Below are 18,399 nucleotides of genomic sequence, written 5' to 3' on the forward strand. Positions count from 1 at the left end.
GCTGGCGGTATGACGTCGATCGGCAAGGTGCACGTGGGCTGGCTGCTGCTGGCCGTGCTCGCAGACATCGTGGCGATCCTCTTGTGGAACCTCACCATCACCACCTGCACCGAGGCCGTCGAGGGCGTCGGCGCGTGCGACACCTCACCCGTGCCCCGGATCGGCGCCGTGCTCGTCGCGCTGCTGTCGGTGGGCTTCGTGCTCAAGGCGCTCACCGCGATCCCGCGGGACGAGGTCTAGCAGCCCGCTCGCCGAGCGCGCGGCTGCACCGTCGACCTCCCTGGCGTGCGAGCCGCTGCTCACCGCCCGACGCGTGTGTTTCCGGGCTACCGTCGAGTCATGGTCACGTCCCCGGTCGAGATCACCTCTGGCGGTATCGCGCTCGTCGGCACGCTCGACGTGCCGGAGCTCGAGCCGGGCCAGCGGGTGCCTCTCGTCGTGATCATGCACCGACTCTTCGGCGACCAGGAGGAGGCCGTGCTGGTCGCCACCTCGCGCGCGCTGGTCGCGCGGGGGATCGCCACGCTGCGATTCGACTTCATCGGCCAAGGCCGCAGCGGCGGTCGCTTCATCGACATGACCGTGCCGATCGAGCTCGCGGAGGCCGCGGACGTGGTGGCGTTCGCGCGGGCCTTGCCGTTCGTCTCGACACTTGGGCTGGTCGGGCATTCGCAGGGCGGGGTCGTCGCGTCGATGCTTGCGGGACGGATGGGCTCCGACGTGGGTGCGATCGTGCTGCTCGCGCCCGCCGTCATCATCCGCGACGACACCCGCGCGGGCACCATCCTTGGCGCATCGTTCGATCCCGACGATCTCCCCGAGCAGATCGAGATGTGGGGATACCCGCTGGGTCGGGAGTTCCTCAGGACGGGGCAGGAGCTCCCGATTCTCGACGACTCCTCCCCGTACGAGGGACCGATGCTGGTGCTCGCCGCGGGTGCTGATGAGCATGTACCGCTCTCGCCCATCGAAGCCTTCGCCTCGCGCATGACTGACGCGCGCATCGTGGTGCTCGACGGCAAGGACCACTTCTTCGAGCCCGACGTGCAGCGCGCTGCGACGCTCGCCGCGGACTTCCTCCGCGAGCACCTGGTCTGAGGAAGAGGTCAGGCCGCGGTCGGCTCCCGGGACCATCCCGCATCGTCCGGGTTCACCCAAGTCTCCTCGGTGTCCCCATACGCGCGCACCCCGGCGAACCAGTACGTCGTGTCCGGGTCCCAACCTGCCAGGACGGACGATGCGCCATCGCCTACGGGGATCGCGCGGCCAGCGGTCTCGAGGTAGCCAGCGACGGTGAGATGGGCGCCGTCGTAGTACTCGGCGACGCGGGACCAGTCGGGAAGGACCCACGGCCCGGGCTCCCCCGTCGTCCGGTACCAGTCATGACGGCGCGACGCGGTGACGTCGATCGGGAAGCGGCGGCACAGGTCGGCCCACGCGTCGGGGCCGTCGATCTCGTAGACGTTCGCGTCGCTCGGGACAGCAGCACGGCGGACCAGCGCCCGCTCCGGCCCATGGCTGTCCTCGATCAGCCACAGCCCCGCAGGACCGCTGTCTCCAAGCGAGCGCGTGGTGCGCGTCAAGGCGTGCGGCGGCTTGGACCACCACGGTCCCGAGATGGCCTCCTGAGGGCGCTTGCGGTAGCTGCGGTGAAAGCGGTACTCCTCCTCGACGATCGCCTCGCGCCAGTTCGCCAGCACGGTGGCGGGCTCGCCCGCGTGCTCGAAACCTGCCGGGTGATCGTGAAGATCGAACTCGACCACCCATTGACTCGCAAGGTCCACCGGCGCACCCCACCAGGACGGTGCCTCGCTCGCCTCGATCGCGGCGGCCACCTCGACCAGCGGCCCTCGCATCTCGTCCGTCGCGGCGAGCACGTCCTCACCGTCGGGCGCCTGCCAGTACATCGCCGCGTCGACGGAGGCGACGAGCGCGGACATGAGCGTGTGCGCGTCGAGGCGCCCGCGCGGGGCGTCCGCCCACAGCCGGGCTACGTCCGCCGTGGTACGAATCGGGATTTCTGGGGGCCCGGACCCCTCAAGGGCGAGCATGCTGAGGGCCGGGGTCCCCCGGCGAGGATCGAGATCGTGCGAGGCGTAGAAGACCGCGGTGACGAACTCCTGGCCCGCGTCGTCCTCCGCGTGACTCGCCCACTCGAGCATCGTCGCGAGGCACAGTCTCCGCCCGCGCGGTCCCGCCATCAGATCCATCTGCACACCCCCGACTGTCACCCTAGGGCCGTGCGCTCCCGGTCGCGCTAGGTTCGATCCATGGACCTCACCGTCGACGCCGCGTCGAAGACGCCACCGTTCGCGCAGGTGCGCGACCAGATCGCCGCGCAGATCCTCGCCGGCGACCTTGCGGACCAGGCGAGGCTTCCGGCAATCCGGGCCCTCGCATCGTCCCTGTCCGTGGCGCCCGGCACCGTCGCGCGCGCCTACGGCGAGCTCGAGGAGGCCGGGCTCGTCGTCACGGCGGGCCGCAACGGGACGTGCGTCATCGGCCAGGCGGTCGATGTGGAGCTCGCCTCTGCGGCCGACGGCTTCCTCGCGCTAGGACGCATGAAGGGGCTCGAGCCGGAGGCGCTCATCGCACTCCTGCGGTCCCGCCCACGGGTCTAGGCACGCACGCGGCCGGCGCCACCGCGGACTGCCTAGCCGCGGCCTGCGGCAGCCGACGCGACCAGGTTGCTCTTCGGCAGGGACTCACCGGCCTCGACCGCCGCGAGCCACGTCGCGGCGTCAGCCACGGCTGCCCAGTTCGAGTGCAGCAGCGCCATGAGGGTCTCGTGGACCTGCCTCGCAGGAGCGGTACCTGCGTCATTGACCAGGTCGATCGCGCCCGTCGCATCGGCCAGCACCTCGACGGCGAGGCCCTTCGTGGCGGCGTCGACCGACGTGCCGAGCACGCAGTTGTTCGTCATGTACCCGGTCAGCGCGAGGGTGTCGACGCCCTGAGCACGGAGCCACTCCTCGAGTCCGGTCTCCGCAAGCACTGACGCGTGGTGCTTGACGACGCGTTCCCACGCGGGCGTCTCGCGCGCCGCGAGCGAGGGGTGGACCTCGTACCCGGGCGTCCCGGGTGCGAACACAGGGGCCCCGGCGCCCGAATCGTGCTGCACCACGACGATCGGGATACCTCGCGCCTCCGCCTCGTCGACCGCCTCGAGGATCCGCGCGAGCGACTCCTCTCGCGGCGGGTGCTGGATCGGCAGCCTTCCGGTGAAGTACTCGTTCTGGACATCGATCAGGACGAGCGCGCGGCGCGGCGTGGTCATCGTTCCTCCCGGGTGTCGGCCGCTGTCCACGCTACTCGCGCTCGGCACGCGTGGGCGCTGGAATCGCACCACGGTGGGGATCGGGCCGCCAGAGCGGCCGTCATGCGATTCCAGGACGCATCTGGGAGGGCTATGACGCGACCGACAGCTCCCGCGTCGGCCCCGCGACGCGCCACTCGCGCGGGGTCACCCCGTGCTGACGCCGGAACGCGCGTGTGAAGGTCGTCGCATCGTCGAAGCCCGCGCTCGCCGCGATCTCGGCGATCGGCACGTCGGCGAACTCGGGATCCGTGAGGCGCGCCGCCGCGAGCGCGAGCCGCCGGCCGCGCAGATAGTCGCTCGGCGTCGTGCCCACGTCCTCGAACACGTGATAGACCGTCCGCCGCGACAGGAAGAACTCCGCGGCGATGTCGTCGACGCGCACCCGCGGAAGGTTCACCGCCACGAAGTCCTGGATCGCGCGCAGCAGCCCGCCGCGGGTCCGCGGCAGCACACGCGTGCCCTCGGCCGAGGCACGGATCATCGTCGCCGCCAGGTCTCGCGCCACCTCGGACGCCTCGGCCGCCTGGGTCCCCGGAGGGGGACCGCCCTGCTTGTGCAGGTCGAGCGCATAGGTGAAGAACACCCGGGTCGCGTCCGTGGCGGGCAGGCTCAGCTGACCCAGCCCTCCCCTCACGGCTTCGGACGGCGCGTCGAGCGAGGCCTGCGAGACCTGCACGATGAGCTGCTGCTGCCCCGGTTCCGAGTAGTCGAGGTAGTAGGGGGAGTCGGTGGCGTACATGGACGCGCTGCCGGGACGCACCGACACCATGCGCCTGCCCTGCCGCACCGTGCCTCGCGAGGCCACCTGGAGGGACAGGTGCAGATCATCCACCTCGGACCTGGCCGCAAGTCGCTCGGACCGGTCCACCGTGTGACCGTCGGTCGCGACGCACGAGATCGAGATGCTGTCGTCGAGCTCGAGGTGATCCATCCTGGCCGTGAATCCGGGCTCGAACGAGTCGAAGCTGATCGGGATGAAGCAACGGCTGACGACGTCCTTCCATTCGTCCGCGCTGCCTGCCGCGTGAACAACCATCACCGCCTCCTTGCGCTGATTCTCAGAACGTAAAACCGCCCTTGGGAATTGTCAACAATCTGGCCGACAATGTTGAGGTTCCGTGATCTACACCGATCCCGAAGGATCCGCGAGGCTCGATCGGCATCGTTTACGCGACACCGTGCGGGCGGATTAGAACGGGTAGGTGGCGATCTCGCCCTGGATGGTCACCCACTGCGTCTCGGTGAACGCCTCGATGTTGGCCTCGTGGCCGCCGAAGCGCACGCCGGTGCCCGAGTCGCCGACCCCGCCGAACGGCGCCTGCGCCTCGTCGTCCACGGTCTGGTCGTTGATGTGGATGATGCCGCTGTGGAGACGATCGGAGAGCTCGAAGGCGGCGTACGGGTCTCCCGTGAGCAGTCCGATCGAGAGCCCGAAGGGCGACGCGTTCACGAGCTGGACGAGCTCGTCCGTCGTCGAGAACGAGGACACCGAGGCCACAGGCCCGAAGATCTCCTCCTCGAAGGCCGCCTGCCCAGGCGTCACGTCAGCGAGCACCGACGGCTCGTAGAAGAGGTCCTCGAAGGCGCCGCCCACCGTGAGCCTCGCCCCGGCCTCGACGCTGCGCGTGACGATCGAGTGCACCTTGTCGCGCTGGCCGCCGTCGATGATCGGCCCTAGCGGCGCGCCGGTCGCGGGCGCACCAGCATGGAGCCGCGCCGCCTTCTCGGTCAGCAGCTCGACGTAGCGGTCGTACAGGCTCTCGTGCACCAGGTGGCGGCCCGTCGTCATGCAGATCTGGCCCTGGTGCAGGAACGATCCCCATGCGCCGGCCGAGGCCGCCGCCTCGACGTCGGCGTCGGCGAGGACCAGGAGCGCGTTGTTGCCGCCGAGCTCAAGGTGGACGCGCTTGAGCAGCTGACCCGCCCTCGCCGCGATCGCGCGCCCGGCGGGAGTCGAGCCGGTGAAGGAGATCATCGGCACGCGCGGCTCGTCGACGAGCGCCTGCCCCACGTCCGCACGGCCGGGAACCACGTTCAGCACGCCCGGCGGGAGCCCCGCCTCCTCGAGGATCGCCGCGAGGAACAGCGCGCCCGCGATCGTCGTGCGCGGGTCCGGCTTGAGCACCACCGAGTTGCCGAGCGCGAGCGCGGGTGCGAGCGACCTCGCCGCCAGGATCGCGGGGAAGTTGAAGGGCGCGACCACGCCCACGACCCCCACCGGGAGCCGGCGGGCGATGCTCGTGCGCGGCCGCCCCGTGCGCAGCAGCTGGCCGTAGGGCATCATCGCCGTCGCCGCGGCGAGGTGGAACTCCGACGCGACGAGCCCGGCCTCGAAGGCCGCCTTGCCCGGCGCCGACCCCGCCTCGTCCGCGAGCCACGCGGCGAGCACGTCGGAGTGCTGCTCGATCAGCGCGGCCGCGCGGCGCATCACCGCGGCCTTCTCCTCGGGCGAGGTGCTCGCCCACGTGCGCTGCGCGCTCACCGCGAGGTCCACGGCCGTCTGCACGTCGTCGACGTCCGCCATCGCGTAGGACGCGATCCGCTCGCCCGTCGAAGGCGAGACCGCATCGGCGGTCGACTTCAGCGTCGTCCATCCGCCCAGGTAGGTGCGCCCCTCCCAGGTGCCCTTGTCGAAGAACCCCATGGTGGCCTCCTTCTTCCCGGCCGCTTCGGCCGCATCCGTCGTCATCTGATCGAGCATGATTCAGTCCGTTACCGTCATGACCGCGTCCGGGTGACGCGATGCGTGTCTGCGCTCCCCGTGGTCGGCGACCGCGACGACGCGGTGCCCGATGGGGAAGATGCTGAGGTTGAATCGCGACGCGAGAGCTCCCCAGACGCCCTGGGGAAGGAACAGCGTCACGACGATGGCCAGCACGCCGAGCACCGCGAGGTACCACAGGCCCATCTGGCTGAAGTAGAGGTCCATCACGTAGTAGATGACCGCCCCGACGATCGGCCCCTCGATCGTGCCGATGCCACCGATCAGCACCATGAAGACCATGAAGGCGGAGAAGCTCACGGAGAAGATCTGGGCGGGCGACTGCACGCCGATCGCCTGCAGGCAGATCACCGAGCCCGCGAGGCCCGCGCCGACGCCCGCGATCACGAAGACGATGCGCTTGGTGCGCCCCACGTGGATGCCGAGGGCGCGCGCGGCGACCTCGTTGTCGCGGATGCTCTGCAGCGCGATGCCCATGCGGCTGCGCAGCAGGAACAGCGTCGCGATGAGCGTCGCCGCGAGGATCGCGAGCGCGAGCCAGTACGTGAAGAGGTTCCGCATCACGGGGTCCTCGGTGTAGTTCGCGATCGACCGCCCGCGCCCCGCGCCGAGCGAGTCGAACTTCACGACGACCTGCCTCACGGCCTCGGCGATCACCCACGTGCCGATCGCGAAGTAGCCGCCGCGCAGCCTGAAGGCGACGAACGACAGCCCGAACGCGATCACCCCGATCGCGACCGACGCGACCAGTGCGCTCGCATACGGGTTGAGGCCCAGGTCGTTGAACACGAAGATCCCGTACGCGCCGAGGCCGATGTAGGCCTGCTGGCCGACCGACACCATGCCCGCGTAGCCCGCGAGGAGGTTCCATACGGTCGCGAGGGTGATCAGGTAGAACAGCTTGATCCACTGGCTCGTGACCGCGGGCACGAACAGGTAGGGCGCGAGCGCGAGCAGGACGATGACCGCGGCGCCGACGATCTGCGTCGTGATCATGCGCCGGCGCAGCCGGTCGACGCGCACGTGTCCGGGGACGAGCTCGGCCATCAGACTGCCACCTTGCTTCGGACGATGCCCGTGGGCCTGAACATGAGGACGGCGAGGAAGACGAGGTTGCCGACGAGCAGCGGGAGCTCGGGGCTGACCACTCCCGCCAGGGTCTGAGCGACGCCGAGGACCACGCCGCCCGCGAGAGTGCCCCACAGCGACCCGAGCCCGCCGATGATGACGGCCTCGAACGCGAACAGCACCGCGAGCTGGCCGTCGAACGGGGTGACGCCTCCCTGGCGCATCCCGAAGAACACGCCCGCGAGCGCGGCGATCCCGAAGGCCATCGCCATGGCGAGCGCATACACGCGGCGGTGGTCCACGCCCATGAGGCGCAGCGTCTCCCAGTCGTCCGCCGCGGCCCGCATGTAGCGGCCGTTGCGCGTCCTCGACAGATACAGCTGCGTGGCCGCGATGAGAGCCACCGCGACCACCATCGTGAGCAGCGGCAGGACACCGATGCTCACGCCCTCGACGACGGTGATGCTGCTCACGGCGAGGCTGCCGGTGGGGATCGCCTGCTTGTTCGTGGTGAACAGCTCGATCAGCACGTTCGGGATGATGATCGCTATCCCGAACGTCACGAGCAGGGGCGCGAGCTCTCCGATCCTGAGCGCCCGCTGCAGCATCGCCCGCTGCACCCAGTAGCCGAGAAATCCGAGCAGCGGCACGGCGACGAGCAGGCTCACCCACACGTTCACCCCGAGCCGGGACAGCGCGATCGCCGCGATGTAGGCGCCCACCGTCATGATCTCGCCGTGCGCGAGGTTCACCACGCGCAGGACGCCGAAGGCGATCGACAGGCCGAGCGCGGCCATCGCGAAGACTCCGCCCAGGAGGATGCCCTGCACCAGGGCGTTGACGACTACCATCCCGCTCCCCCGTTCCCGGCCGCCGCATCGTCCCCAGCCCCTCCGGCGGGCGCGGTGACGTGGCCGAAGTACGCGTCGGTAATGGCCTCGCGGCTCAGGCTGTCGGGGGTTCCCTCGAGCACGGCCTCGCCCTCGAGCATGCAGACGATGCGGTCGGCGACCGCGAGCGTCCGGTCCAGGTCCTGCTCGACAAGGACGACGCCGAGACCTCCATCGCGCACCGCGGCTAGCGACTCGTACAGCTCGTCGATGATGATCGGCGCGAGCCCGAGCGAGACCTCGTCGAGGAGGAGCACCTCGGGGTTCGACATGAGCGCCCGCCCGATCGCGACGGCCTGCTGCTGACCGCCGGACAGCTGCGAGGCGTTGCGGTCGAGCAGCGGCGCGAGCATCGGCAGCGCGTCCGTCACCGTGCCGACGTTCCACCGCCCCGCGCGTCGCGAGCCGCCTCCGACCAGGAGGTTCTCCCGCACCGTGAGGCTCGCGAACAGCCGTCGGCCCTCGGGCACGAGCGCGATCCCGCGCCGCGCCCGCTCGAAGTCGCGCAGTCCCGTGACGTCGTCTCCCTTGAATCCGACGGTGCCAGAGAAGGGACGATGCGCCCCGGCCAGCACGCGCAGGAGCGTGGACTTCCCGGCGCCGTTGGCGCCGACGAGGGCGAGCAGCTCGCCCTCGGCGAGGGCGAGCGACACGTCGGTGACCGCGCGCACGTCGCCGTAGCGCGCATCGATCTCATGTGCGGCGAGCAGCGCCATCACATCCCTCCGCCCAGGTAGACCTTCTGCACCTCAGGACTGCGCATCACCTCGTCGGGAGGCCCGTCGGCGACGACCACGCCCGTGGCGAGGCACACGAGGCGCTCGACCACGGCCGTGAGCGCCTTGACCACGTGCTCGATCCAGATAATCGTGATGCCCTCGCCGTGGAGCTGCCGTATCGTCGCGATGAGGCTGTCGCACTCGGCCTCGGTGAGGCCGCCCGCGATCTCGTCGAGCAGCAGCAGGCGCGGCTCGGTCGCGAGAGCCCTGGCCAGCTCGAGCCGCTTGCGGCCGAGCAGCGGCAGCGATCCGGCGGGGGTGTTCGCGACGTCGAGCATGTCCGCCATCTCGAGCGCCTCAAGGGCCCTCAGATCTGCGGCGTGGCCGTGGAGACCCGCCCCATACGCGGCGCCCGCAAGCGCGTTCTCGAACACCGTGAGGTGCGTGAACGGCCTGGGGATCTGGAAGGTCCGGCCGATGCCGGCGCGAGCCCGGTCCGCGGGGCTGACGCCTGTGACGTCGCGCCCCGCGAACCGAACTGCCCCCCCGGTTGCGTGCTCGGTGCCGTTGATGACGCTCAGGAGCGTCGACTTCCCCGCGCCGTTGGGTCCCACGATGCCCAGGGCCTGCCCGGTGGGGACCTTGAGGTCCACTCCCGTCAGCACGTCGAGAGCGCCGTACGACTTGGCCACCGAGTCGACCTCGAGCAGGACCTCCGCAGTCGCTGCCCGGGCCGCCATCACCACTCCAGGATCGCGAGCGGGCGCTCGACCTCGAGACCGGGCACGTCGCCAGCGTCGACGACCACCCACTCCCACTCGCCCTCATCGGTCAGCTCCCACTGGCCCATGGCCGTCGGGATCGTCGCGATGCCGGGGAACGGTCCGCTCGTGAAGTCGATCTGCCCGCCGAGCGTCATCATGTTGATGTCGTCGAACGCGGCGACCAGCGCCTCCTTGTCGAACGGATCGCCCGAGGCCTCGAGGCCGACCTTGGCGACCTCGAACAGCGCGCCGTTCAGCGGCGTCGCCTGGTTCCAGACCAGGCCCTCGCCCTCGGGGCTCGCCGAGTAGGCGTCGATCCACTCCTGAGGCGTCGTGCCGTCGAAGCTCGACTCGTACGGGAACGTCGGTCCCCACCAGGTCGCGAACGCGAGGCCCTCACCCAGGTTGTCCGGGATCGACGGCACGGTGGTCGGGAAGAACAGCGCCTTGCCGACCGTCGCGATCTTGGGCTCGAAGCCCTGCTGCGCGGCCTGCGTCCAGAACGTCACGAAGTCGGGCGGGATCGGGATGCCCGCGATGATCTCGACGTCCTCGTCCTTGAACGTCTGGATGATCGACGTGAAGTCCTGCGTGCCGTTCTCGTAGGCGCCCGGGTCGACGATCGTGTAGCCCGCGGCCTCGGCGTACGGCGTGTATCCCGTGTCGGGGTCGCGGAAGGCGCCGCCGTCCGAGTCGTTCGGCCACAGCACGCCGACCTTCTTGTTGGTGTCGATCTGGTCCCACGCGAGCGGGTCGACGTCGCCGAAGCCCTCGATGCCGAAGAAGAAGTGGTGCGACCACTCCATCGGGTTGTCGGGCCCGAAGCCGGCGCCGAAGATCACGGCCTGCCACGGAGCGTTCGCGGTGAGACACGGCACGGCGTTGGCCTCGCACTGGGCGATCACCGGGTTGACGGTCTCGGGAGTCGACGTCGCCATGAGCAGGTCGACGCCCTCCTGAGTGATGAGCTCCTGGGCGAGCTCGCCCGCCTTCGAGGCGTCGGAGGCGGCGTCACGGTCGATGATCTCCACCGGGTAGGTGACGCCGTCGATCGTGATGCCGTCGGCGAACTGCTCGCGGACCACGCTGAGCATGTAGGGGTCGCCGTCGGTGAATCCGGCGAGCGAGCCTGTGACGGGCGCGATGTAGCCGATCTTGATGGTCTCGCCCATCTCGTCTCCGGCGGCCATCTCCGAGGACTCGGGCTCCGCCGAGTCCGAGGCGCTGTCGGTGCCTGCAGGCGAGCAGGCGGCGATGGTGAGGACCGCTGCTGCGGGAAGCGCAGCGAACATGAGGTGGCGAGCGCGGCCTGGCCGCTTCACGGCCGATGCAAGGTAGGTCATGGGGACTTGTCCAATCCTTGGGTGCCCACTCCGTTGTGGGCGCGTTCAGGCTAAGGACGCGTCAACCAGTCGCGGGGGGATTTCGCGGGACCATGCACAGAACGCCGATTGCTGCGGCGGTCGACGCGCTGGCGTCGCATGAGTGCCGCGATCCGCACCGCCAGCGGCACTGGTGCGATGCCAGGGCGCTAGCCGTTGCAGTCGCGCTCGACGACCCGCGCGAGGGCGTCGATGTCTCCCTCTCTGAGCGGCTCGAGCAGCTGCTCGTCCTTCGCCTCCCCGAGCTCGGGGTTGTAGGTCGCGATCGCGCGCAACGCGCTGAACCCCTCGAGCGCGTCCTGCGCTTCGGAGACCCGCTGAGCGTCGTCCGCCTGCGCGCCCCACAGGTACTCGCGCAACCACGCGCACTGCCAGTCCATGGCCGCGTAGACCGCCGCATTCCCCTTGACGACGCTGAACTCACCCGGCTGCGCCTCGTCGGACAAGTAGCGCGCGACCGTGTCGTTCTCCCACAGCAGGGTCGCACCGTCCACCCGCGGCCACAGGTCCGCGAGGGTCGGCTCGGTCGCGCCCGCGGGGTACGGCTCCTCGACCTTGTAGAAGTCAGGGTCCTCGAGTTGCGCGGCCGCAGGGTCGACGCCGGTACCCTCCACCGCGTCGTCGAACTGCGGGAAATCCGCGAGCAGCCTCTCGTAGAGGATCTCTCCGGTCGCCACGTCGATCACGATGACGCTCTTCGCGGGCCACTCCGGGTCCGGGTCGGGCACGACAAAGTCAGGGCCCAGGTCGGCGTAGTCCCCGAGCGCCGCCATGCTGGTGCGGTAGGACGCCTCGATCATCGTGCCGTCGGTCGTGTTGATCGTGGCGGTCTCGGGGTGGCTGAGAATCACCTGATCCCAGTCCTCACACGCGCGCACCGGCGTCGAGTTCCAGTAGCCCTCGACGCCACCGACGCCTCCTGCGGCCTTGCCCGCGATCACCGTCGCGGGCCGGCAAGCCGCCGCATCGGCACCCGATCCCTCCATGACCGCGGGGCCGTGCGAAGCCGCGGTCGACGGAGTCGCCTCCGTCGCCGGCCCCACCTCGGCAGGCGCGGGCCGCAGCGTCGTCCCGAACAGCAGTGCACCCACGACCGCGAGCCCACCCACCGAGAGGAGCACCGTGCGTCCGGCCCTGTATCGCGCGACCCGCACCTCGACCGGTCCGGGATTCGCGCGCAGGTCGGTCGTGTCGAACACGCGGCCTGCAACGTCGTGCAGGTCGCTGAACGCTTCTCTCGCGGAGCTCATCGCACGCCTCCGTCCCTGGTCACGACGGGGACCGTGTCCCCGTCACCGAACTCAAGCCCCGGCATCGTCCGTCTCAACGTGGCGACCGCGTCGGACAGGTATCGCTTCACCGTGCCCTGTGCGAGGCCGAGCGTGTCCGCGACTCCCGCGACCGTCATGTCGTCCATGTACCTCAGCACCACGCACGCGCGCTCCCTGGGTGCGAGGATGAGCAGCGCGGACTGGAGGTCCAGCACGGCATCGACACGCGACCCGTGGTCGGGGGCGAGCGGTGCGCGGCTCACCCAGTCTGTGAGATCACCTGCGCTGACGGGCCGGGACGACGCACGTCTCGCCGCGTCGATGAACGCGGTCGTGATCGCGCGCTTCGCATACGCGTGCGCCGCATCGACGGATGAGCATCGTCGGCCGCTCCGGAACGCACGCACGAGGGCGTCCTGGAGCAGGTCCTCCGCGGCGTCGCGATCGCCCGTGAGGACGTACGCGTAGCCGAACAGCGCGCGTCCTCGCTCGCGCACCACGGCGTCGAGCATCCCCCGCCAGTCGTTCACCGGCCATTTCCCCCGCTCATGCCAGCAACAACGCAACCCTAGGCCAGAACGTTGGGGTCGGGCAGGTACTCATCCGGTCCCGCCACCGAGGTCCCCTCGCCACGTGCCCGTGGCCTCATCGACCGCGGCGCCGACAGTCGGCAGGAACCGGTCCGAGGTGAACCGCTCCGCGGTCCCGTACCGGCGCAGCACGTCCTTGACCGGCCCCTTCACCTCCGCGAACACGAGGCGGATGCCGCGGGCGCCGAGGTAGTCGTCGAGCTCGAGCAGCTCATCGAATGCGGTGGTGTCGATGCTCGTGATCGGCTCGGCGGCGAGGATCACCGTGTGGACGTCGGGTCCTGCCGCGTCGACGGTGGCCCTCGCCCAGTCGTCGAAGATCGAGCCGTTCGCGAAGAACAGCGGCGCGTCGAAACGCAGGATCACCACCCCGGGGATCGCCTCGCCATGCTTCGTGTGACGGGACAGGTCGTGATAGCCGCGCCGCCCAGGGATCCGCCCGAGCTGCGCGCGATACGGGCGCCACGACCGGTTCACGAAGGTCAGCAGCGACAGCACGATCGCGACGACGATGCCCTCGAGGACCCCGAACACGAGCACGCCGAGCATCGCGATCACGGACAGCGCCGCATCGACCCTGTTCATCCGCCACAGCGAGGCCACCGCCGGAGCGTCGATCAGGGTCAGCGCGGCCGCGATGACCACGGCGGCGAGCGCCGCCTGCGGCAGGTACCGGGTGAGGTCGGGAAGCGCGAGCATGAACAGCAGCACGCACGCGGCCGACACGACGCCGGTGAGCTGCGTGCGCGAGCCGGCCGCCTGGGCGACCGGGGTGCGCGACGAGGAGGCCGACACCGGAAAGCCGCCAAGCAGTCCCGTCGCGACATTGGCCGCGCCGATACCGCCCAGCTCGGCGGTGCCGCTCACGGTCTCGCCGCGGCGCGCGGCGAGGGTGCGGGACAGCACCGCGCTGTCGGTGAACGCGACGAGCGCGATGCCGGCCGCGGGCGCGACGAGCTCGCCGATGTCCCCCCAGGTGAGGCCCGCGAGCGCGGGTGCGGGAAGGCCCTGGGGCAGGCCGCCCACGACGGGAAGGTCGTCCGCGAGCCCCGCGATCCACAGCGCGAGCATCGAGGCGACCACCGCGACCATGACCCCCGGAACAGGTGATCTCAAGCGCCGCAGGATCAGGATCACGGCGAGCGAGCCGACGCCGATGACAGCAGCGACCGGCACGACGTCTCCTGTCGCGACGCCGTCCCAGGTCGCGAGCGCACCGGACCACGGCCCGTCCGCGTCGGTGGAGAAGCCGAGGAGCTTGGGGAGCTGCGACACGATGACGATGAGGGCGATCGCATTGAGATATCCGACGCGCACGGGCTTGGAGAGCAGATCCGTGACGAAGCCGAGTCGGAAGGCGGCGGCCGCGAGCATGAATAGGCCCACGAGCACCGCGAGGGCACCGGCGAGCGCGATCGCCCTATCGCCGTCGCCGAGCGCGAGCGGCAGGATCGCCGCGGCGATCACGGGGGCGAGCGCCGAGTCGGGCGCGAGGATGAGGATCCGGCTCGGGCCGAACACGGCGTACGCGAGCAGCGGGACGATCGACGCGTACAGCCCCGCGACCGGCGGGAGGCCGGCGACGGTCGCGTAGCCCATGCCCGCGGGGATCATCAACGCGGTCACCACGAGGCCCGCGCGCACGTCGGGCCACAGCCACGCGCGCTCGTACTCCCGGACGATGCGCACGCCCGGCACCCATCGCGCGATCCCAGTCGCCGCCATCGGAGACCTCCTCCTCCCATCCTTCCGCGTGTCAGGACGATGCGGGTGACGGGCGGGCAGGAGGGATTCCGCCCTAGGCGAGACGGGACCGCGACACGGAATGCCGCTCCTCGCGCATCCGTTGACGCTCACCATGCGCACTGTCATGCACGCCGAGTTCGGCGATCCTTCACACGTCCTCTCCGTCACCGAGACCGAGATGCCCGAGCCCGGCCCGGGCGAGGTCCGCGTCCGCCTCCTCCTGTCCCCCATCCACAATCACGATCTGTGGACCATCCGCGGCACGTACGGCTTCAAGCCCGAGCTGCCCGCGAGGGCCGGCACCGAGGCGGTCGGCATCGTCGACGCGCTCGGCGAGGGTGTTGAGGGCCTGACCGTCGGCCAGCGCGTCGCGACGGGCGGCACCTTCGGCGTATGGACCGAGTACTTCACCGCCAAGGCCGCGGCCCTCCTGCCCGTCCCCGAGGGGGTGCCCGACGAGGTCGCCGCGCAGCTCGTCGCGATGCCGTTCTCCGCGATCAGCCTGCTCGAGTCCCTCGGCCTGTCCGAGGGCGACTGGCTGATCCAGAACGCCGCGAACGGCGCCGTCGGTCGCCTGGTCGCGCAGCTCGCGCCCGCGCGCGGCATCCACGTGATCGGGCTCGTCCGTCGCGCCGAGGGGGTGGCCGAGCTGGCCGCCGCCGGGATCGAGCGCGTGGTCGCGACCGATGCCGAGGACTGGAAGGACCAGGTCCGTGCGATCGCGGGCGACGCCCCCATCAAGGCGGGCGTCGACTCCGTCGGCGGCGAGGCCTCGGGCGAGGTGCTGTCGATGCTCGGCGAGGGCGGCACGCTCGTGTCGTTCGGGGCCATGGCCTCCCCCACCATGAGCATCTCCTCGGGCGACGTGATCTTCAAGCAGGCCACCGTCAGGGGGTTCTGGGGCTCCAAGGTCAGCGCGACGATGCCCGCCGAGGACCGCCGCCGTCTCATGGGCGAGCTGTTCTCCCGGCTCGGCGACGGTACGTTGAGGCTCCCGGTCGAGGCGATCATGTCCTTCGACGAGGTCCGCGAGGCCGCGGCCGCCAACTTCACGCCGGGGCGCGAGGGCAAGATCCTTCTCAAGCCGTAGCGCGCATCCGGCCGACGAGGCGCCCGCCCCTTCTCGGGGCGGGCGCCTCGTCGCATCTGAGCCACCGGCCCGGGGCTAGGCTCGCTCGGGTGACCACGAGCGCGCCCGCCACCACCGCATCGTCCCGGCGCGGTCGCATCGTCGCGATCCTCTCCCTGCTCGGCGCGACGCTGTTCTGGGCCGGCAACTACATCGTCGGCGCCGAGGTCGTCCACGACGTGGACCCACTTTCGCTCGTGCTGCTGCGCTGGTCGATCGCCGTGGTCCCGCTGCTGCTGCTCGCACACGCGACGGAGCGGCCCGACTGGCGCGCCGCGATCCGTTCATGGCCGTGGCTGGTCGCGCTGTGCGCGACCGGCCTCGCGGGCTACAACCTGCTCCTGTACAGCGCGCTTCAGTTCATCGGCGCATTCGACGCAGGCCTCATCAACGCGTTCAACCCGGCACTGATCGTGCTGGCGGCCGCGGTCCTGCTCCACCAGCCGCTCACGCGCCGCTCCGTCGGCGGAGTGCTCGTCGCGCTCGTCGGCGTGCTCGTGGTGCTCACCGACGGCGCGCCCTGGCTCGTGCTGACGAACGGCTTCGGCACGGGGCAGCTGCTCATGATCGGCGCGATCACCGCCTGGACGGCCTACACGATCCTCGGTCGGCTGGCTCCGCCCATCCCGCCGATCGCCTCGACGTCGCTGCAGGCGCTGATCGCTGTCATCGGCCTCGCCCCGCTCGTGCTCCTCACCGGTGGGCCCTCGCTGCCGTCGACGGGCACCGGGTGGTGGGCGCTGCTCTTCATCGCGGTGTTCCCGTCCGTGCTGTCGTACCCGCTGTGGAACCGGGCCCTGACGGCGCTGCCCGCGGGCAGCGCCGGGGTGTTCCTCAACCTCATCACCGTGTTCACGACGGCCTTCACGATCGCCGCAGGCCACCCCTGGACCTACGCCGAGCTGCTCGGCGGCGTCGCGGTGATCGGCGGCGTCACGCTCGCGAACCTCAGGCCGCGACGCTTGTCCACACCCGCCGAAGCGTGACCGACACCGAGTGCTACATTCAGCTCATGACCGGCAAGCACCTCACCCAGATGGCGAACATCTACACCACCTACCTGTTCCTCTACGTCGTCGGGATCGTCGCCGGGTTCCTCATCGGCGGCGCGGGAATCCACGTCATGACGGACGAGAACGGCATGTACGCGTCGTGGGACTTCCTGGGCGGGGTCATCGGAGCCGTCGCGGCCGCGGTCTCCGCGCTCCCGATGCTGCTCGTCTTCCTGGCGTTCAAGGTCGTCGTGGACCAGCGCGAGCTGCAGCACGGCGACACCCTGTGGAGGCTGGACCAGCAGACCGCCGCGCTGACCGAGGCGCTCGCCGCGCTGCAGCCGGCGAGCGCCGAGGGCTCCGGGGATGCGATCGCGGCCGACGAGGAGGGCACCGCGGGGACGCTGCTCGGCCGCACCGACTCGCTCGTCGACACGCTTCTCGCGGACCCTGAGATCGCCGCGCAGGCGCGCGACATCCGCAAGCTCTACGGCAAGGGCGTGTGCGCGTCGTTCCTCACCCGCAAGGCCGTCGAGAGGGGCCTCGAGGGCGAGCCCGTCACGGAGAGCGACATCCCCGACACCTTCTGACGCGGGGCGCCCACCACCTGCCTCGGATCTTCCGGAGCCGGCGCGCCGGACCGATCCGCCGTGGTCCCGGCTCCGAACCCTCACCGGACCAGCGAATACCGTTCGGAAGGTGAGGAACCTCAGGTGATCGACCCCACGGCCACCGCCTACGCACTGCTGCTCGGCGCGGTCGCGGCGTTCAACCCCTGCGGCTTCGCGCTGCTGCCCGCCTACCTCACGGTGATCGTCACCGGCACCGCGGACGAACGGATCGGCCGTGCCGTCGCGCTGCGGCGCGCGATCGGCTTCGGGTCCGCGATGACCCTCGCCTTCACCGGGGTGTTCACGGCCTTCGGCCTGCTCTTCGGAGCCGTCAACGCGGGGCTGCAGGGATCGATCCTCCCCTACGTCTCCTACGTCACCGTGGTGCTCGGTGCGGGCCTCATCGTGCTCGGCTTCGTGCTCGCGTGGCGCGGCGAGCTGCGCGGACCGGGGCTCTCGATGCGGGGCTCCGCGCCGGGTCGCACGTTCGCATCGCAGCTCGCCTACGGCGCGGCCTTCGCCGTCGCGTCGCTCAGCTGCACGATCGGGCTGTTCCTCGGCGTGGTCACGCAGTCGCTCGCGGCGCCGGGCCCGCTCGCGGCGATGGCCCCCTTCGTGGCGTACGGCATCGGCATGGGCGCGAGCGTCCTCACACTGTCGATGATCGCGGCACTCGCCGGATCCTCCGCGGCCGCGGCGCTCCGCTCGCGCACCCCGCTGCTCATGCGCGCCGGCGGCGTGCTCATGGTCGCCGCAGGAGCATACGTTTTGGTGTTCGGGCTGGCCGAGGTGCTCCCGCACTACGGCATCCGCACGCTGGACCCGGTGCTGCTCACGACCGCGAGCTGGCAGTCGACCGTGTCGGCATGGATCACCTCCTGGGGAACCGCCACGCTTCTCGCTCTCGTCGGCACCGTCGCCGTCGTGGTCGTCGCGGTGCTCGTGGCGGCCCGCCGTCAGGAGCGCGCGAGCGCCGCCGCATCCGGGATGCCTGACGACGCCGAGGCCGTCACGACCGCCGCGGGAACCGGCGGCTCCACCGGCCCCGCGAACGCCGGACCGTCGGAGTCCGCGCGCACCGCTGACCCGTCCACGCTCGCTGCGATCCGCGACGCCGTGAGCCGCCCGCAGCGCTGACCACGTCCCCCGAGATACCGCCCGGGTTGGGGCACGACCGCCTGGCCGGACTCGGCCGC

The 18,399-nt window shown here is 70.7% G+C and carries 19 protein-coding genes; 7 read left to right on the forward strand and 12 right to left on the reverse strand.

Going from position 1 to position 18,399, the window contains the following annotated elements; all coding sequences use genetic code 11:
- Positions 1-9 precede the first annotated feature (9 nt).
- Complete coding sequence (locus tag B7K23_RS03450; RefSeq protein WP_084125009.1) at positions 10-240, forward strand: hypothetical protein; 231 nt, start codon at positions 10-12, stop codon at positions 238-240.
- 99 nt (positions 241-339) lie between these two features.
- The gene (locus B7K23_RS03455) at positions 340-1,098 is read left to right on the forward strand and encodes an alpha/beta hydrolase (RefSeq protein ID WP_084125010.1); all 759 of its coding nucleotides are present in this window, start codon (positions 340-342) and stop codon (positions 1,096-1,098) included.
- A gap of 8 nt (positions 1,099-1,106) precedes the next feature.
- Here B7K23_RS03455 and B7K23_RS03460 read toward each other — a convergent pair whose 3' ends face one another.
- Positions 1,107-2,201 carry a hypothetical protein gene (locus B7K23_RS03460; RefSeq protein WP_084125011.1) on the reverse strand — a complete coding sequence of 365 codons (1,095 nt, stop codon included), beginning with the start codon at positions 2,199-2,201 and terminating at the stop codon, positions 1,107-1,109.
- A gap of 69 nt (positions 2,202-2,270) precedes the next feature.
- Here B7K23_RS03460 and B7K23_RS16020 point away from each other — a divergent pair, with 69 nt between their 5' ends.
- Positions 2,271-2,621 carry a GntR family transcriptional regulator gene (locus tag B7K23_RS16020; protein ID WP_084125012.1) on the forward strand — a complete coding sequence of 117 codons (351 nt, stop codon included), beginning with the start codon at positions 2,271-2,273 and terminating at the stop codon, positions 2,619-2,621.
- 32 nt (positions 2,622-2,653) lie between these two features.
- Here the strand turns inward: B7K23_RS16020 and B7K23_RS03470 are convergent, their stop codons facing one another.
- The 11 genes from B7K23_RS03470 to B7K23_RS03520 form a co-directional block, all read right to left on the reverse strand.
- Complete coding sequence (locus tag B7K23_RS03470; RefSeq protein WP_084125013.1) at positions 2,654-3,277, reverse strand: cysteine hydrolase family protein; 624 nt, start codon at positions 3,275-3,277, stop codon at positions 2,654-2,656.
- Positions 3,278-3,407: 130 nt separating this feature from the next.
- Positions 3,408-4,355, reverse strand: coding sequence for an AraC family transcriptional regulator (locus B7K23_RS03475; protein WP_084125014.1), 948 nt, complete (start codon positions 4,353-4,355; stop codon positions 3,408-3,410).
- Positions 4,356-4,508: 153 nt separating this feature from the next.
- A complete protein-coding gene (locus B7K23_RS03480; protein ID WP_234996404.1) occupies positions 4,509-6,020 on the reverse strand; it encodes an aldehyde dehydrogenase family protein in 1,512 nt (503 codons plus the stop codon).
- Between the two features lie 3 nt (positions 6,021-6,023).
- Entirely contained in the window at positions 6,024-7,088 is a 1,065-nt protein-coding gene (locus B7K23_RS03485) for a branched-chain amino acid ABC transporter permease (RefSeq protein WP_084125015.1), read from the reverse strand.
- The gene (locus B7K23_RS03490; protein ID WP_084125016.1) at positions 7,088-7,960 is read right to left on the reverse strand and encodes a branched-chain amino acid ABC transporter permease; all 873 of its coding nucleotides are present in this window, start codon (positions 7,958-7,960) and stop codon (positions 7,088-7,090) included. The genes B7K23_RS03485 and B7K23_RS03490 overlap by 1 nt, the downstream gene beginning before the upstream one ends.
- The gene (locus B7K23_RS03495) at positions 7,954-8,715 is read right to left on the reverse strand and encodes an ABC transporter ATP-binding protein (protein ID WP_084125017.1); all 762 of its coding nucleotides are present in this window, start codon (positions 8,713-8,715) and stop codon (positions 7,954-7,956) included. Before B7K23_RS03495 ends, B7K23_RS03490 begins: the two co-directional genes overlap by 7 nt.
- On the reverse strand, positions 8,715-9,458 hold the full coding sequence (locus B7K23_RS03500; protein WP_084125018.1) for an ABC transporter ATP-binding protein: 744 nt from the start codon (positions 9,456-9,458) through the stop codon (positions 8,715-8,717). The genes B7K23_RS03495 and B7K23_RS03500 overlap by 1 nt, the downstream gene beginning before the upstream one ends.
- Positions 9,458-10,825 (reverse strand): ABC transporter substrate-binding protein, encoded by a 1,368-nt coding sequence (locus B7K23_RS03505; protein WP_084125019.1) that lies wholly within the window; start codon positions 10,823-10,825, stop codon positions 9,458-9,460. The genes B7K23_RS03500 and B7K23_RS03505 overlap by 1 nt, the downstream gene beginning before the upstream one ends.
- A 188-nt stretch (positions 10,826-11,013) precedes the next feature.
- The gene (locus tag B7K23_RS03510; RefSeq protein ID WP_084125020.1) at positions 11,014-12,114 is read right to left on the reverse strand and encodes a hypothetical protein; all 1,101 of its coding nucleotides are present in this window, start codon (positions 12,112-12,114) and stop codon (positions 11,014-11,016) included.
- Positions 12,111-12,665, reverse strand: coding sequence for a sigma-70 family RNA polymerase sigma factor (locus B7K23_RS03515; RefSeq protein ID WP_234996405.1), 555 nt, complete (start codon positions 12,663-12,665; stop codon positions 12,111-12,113). Before B7K23_RS03515 ends, B7K23_RS03510 begins: the two co-directional genes overlap by 4 nt.
- A gap of 69 nt (positions 12,666-12,734) precedes the next feature.
- Entirely contained in the window at positions 12,735-14,450 is a 1,716-nt protein-coding gene (locus tag B7K23_RS03520; RefSeq protein ID WP_084125022.1) for a SulP family inorganic anion transporter, read from the reverse strand.
- A gap of 133 nt (positions 14,451-14,583) precedes the next feature.
- Here B7K23_RS03520 and B7K23_RS03525 point away from each other — a divergent pair, with 133 nt between their 5' ends.
- The 4 genes from B7K23_RS03525 (at position 14,584) to B7K23_RS03540 (ending at position 18,340) form a co-directional block, all read left to right on the forward strand.
- Entirely contained in the window at positions 14,584-15,561 is a 978-nt protein-coding gene (locus tag B7K23_RS03525) for a zinc-binding dehydrogenase (RefSeq protein ID WP_143338063.1), read from the forward strand.
- Between the two features lie 89 nt (positions 15,562-15,650).
- Positions 15,651-16,586 (forward strand): DMT family transporter, encoded by a 936-nt coding sequence (locus B7K23_RS03530; protein ID WP_234996406.1) that lies wholly within the window; start codon positions 15,651-15,653, stop codon positions 16,584-16,586.
- A 26-nt stretch (positions 16,587-16,612) separates the two neighbouring features.
- Positions 16,613-17,182, forward strand: a complete 570-nt coding sequence (locus tag B7K23_RS03535; protein WP_143338064.1) for a hypothetical protein — start codon at positions 16,613-16,615, stop codon at positions 17,180-17,182.
- A 123-nt stretch (positions 17,183-17,305) separates the two neighbouring features.
- A complete protein-coding gene (locus B7K23_RS03540) occupies positions 17,306-18,340 on the forward strand; it encodes a cytochrome c biogenesis CcdA family protein (protein ID WP_159451298.1) in 1,035 nt (344 codons plus the stop codon).
- Positions 18,341-18,399: the final 59 nt, after the last annotated feature.

Source organism: Demequina sp. NBRC 110054 (assembly GCF_002090115.1).
Lineage (GTDB): Bacteria > Actinomycetota > Actinomycetes > Actinomycetales > Demequinaceae > Demequina.

Coding starts and splice junctions, on each gene's coding strand:
- B7K23_RS03470 (WP_084125013.1), bottom strand. CDS start 3,277: ATGACCACGCCGCGCCGCGCGCTCGTCCTGATCGATGTCCAGAACGAG.
- B7K23_RS03500 (WP_084125018.1), bottom strand. CDS start 9,458: ATGGCGGCCCGGGCAGCGACTGCGGAGGTCCTGCTCGAGGTCGACTCG.
- B7K23_RS03485 (WP_084125015.1), bottom strand. CDS start 7,088: ATGGCCGAGCTCGTCCCCGGACACGTGCGCGTCGACCGGCTGCGCCGG.
- B7K23_RS03480 (WP_234996404.1), bottom strand. CDS start 6,020: ATGCTCGATCAGATGACGACGGATGCGGCCGAAGCGGCCGGGAAGAAG.
- B7K23_RS03460 (WP_084125011.1), bottom strand. CDS start 2,201: ATGGCGGGACCGCGCGGGCGGAGACTGTGCCTCGCGACGATGCTCGAG.
- B7K23_RS03490 (WP_084125016.1), bottom strand. CDS start 7,960: ATGGTAGTCGTCAACGCCCTGGTGCAGGGCATCCTCCTGGGCGGAGTC.
- B7K23_RS16020 (WP_084125012.1), top strand. CDS start 2,271: ATGGACCTCACCGTCGACGCCGCGTCGAAGACGCCACCGTTCGCGCAG.
- B7K23_RS03475 (WP_084125014.1), bottom strand. CDS start 4,355: ATGGTTGTTCACGCGGCAGGCAGCGCGGACGAATGGAAGGACGTCGTC.
- B7K23_RS03510 (WP_084125020.1), bottom strand. CDS start 12,114: ATGAGCTCCGCGAGAGAAGCGTTCAGCGACCTGCACGACGTTGCAGGC.
- B7K23_RS03535 (WP_143338064.1), top strand. CDS start 16,613: ATGACCGGCAAGCACCTCACCCAGATGGCGAACATCTACACCACCTAC.
- B7K23_RS03525 (WP_143338063.1), top strand. CDS start 14,584: ATGCGCACTGTCATGCACGCCGAGTTCGGCGATCCTTCACACGTCCTC.
- B7K23_RS03450 (WP_084125009.1), top strand. CDS start 10: ATGACGTCGATCGGCAAGGTGCACGTGGGCTGGCTGCTGCTGGCCGTG.
- B7K23_RS03495 (WP_084125017.1), bottom strand. CDS start 8,715: ATGGCGCTGCTCGCCGCACATGAGATCGATGCGCGCTACGGCGACGTG.
- B7K23_RS03505 (WP_084125019.1), bottom strand. CDS start 10,825: ATGACCTACCTTGCATCGGCCGTGAAGCGGCCAGGCCGCGCTCGCCAC.
- B7K23_RS03520 (WP_084125022.1), bottom strand. CDS start 14,450: ATGGCGGCGACTGGGATCGCGCGATGGGTGCCGGGCGTGCGCATCGTC.
- B7K23_RS03455 (WP_084125010.1), top strand. CDS start 340: ATGGTCACGTCCCCGGTCGAGATCACCTCTGGCGGTATCGCGCTCGTC.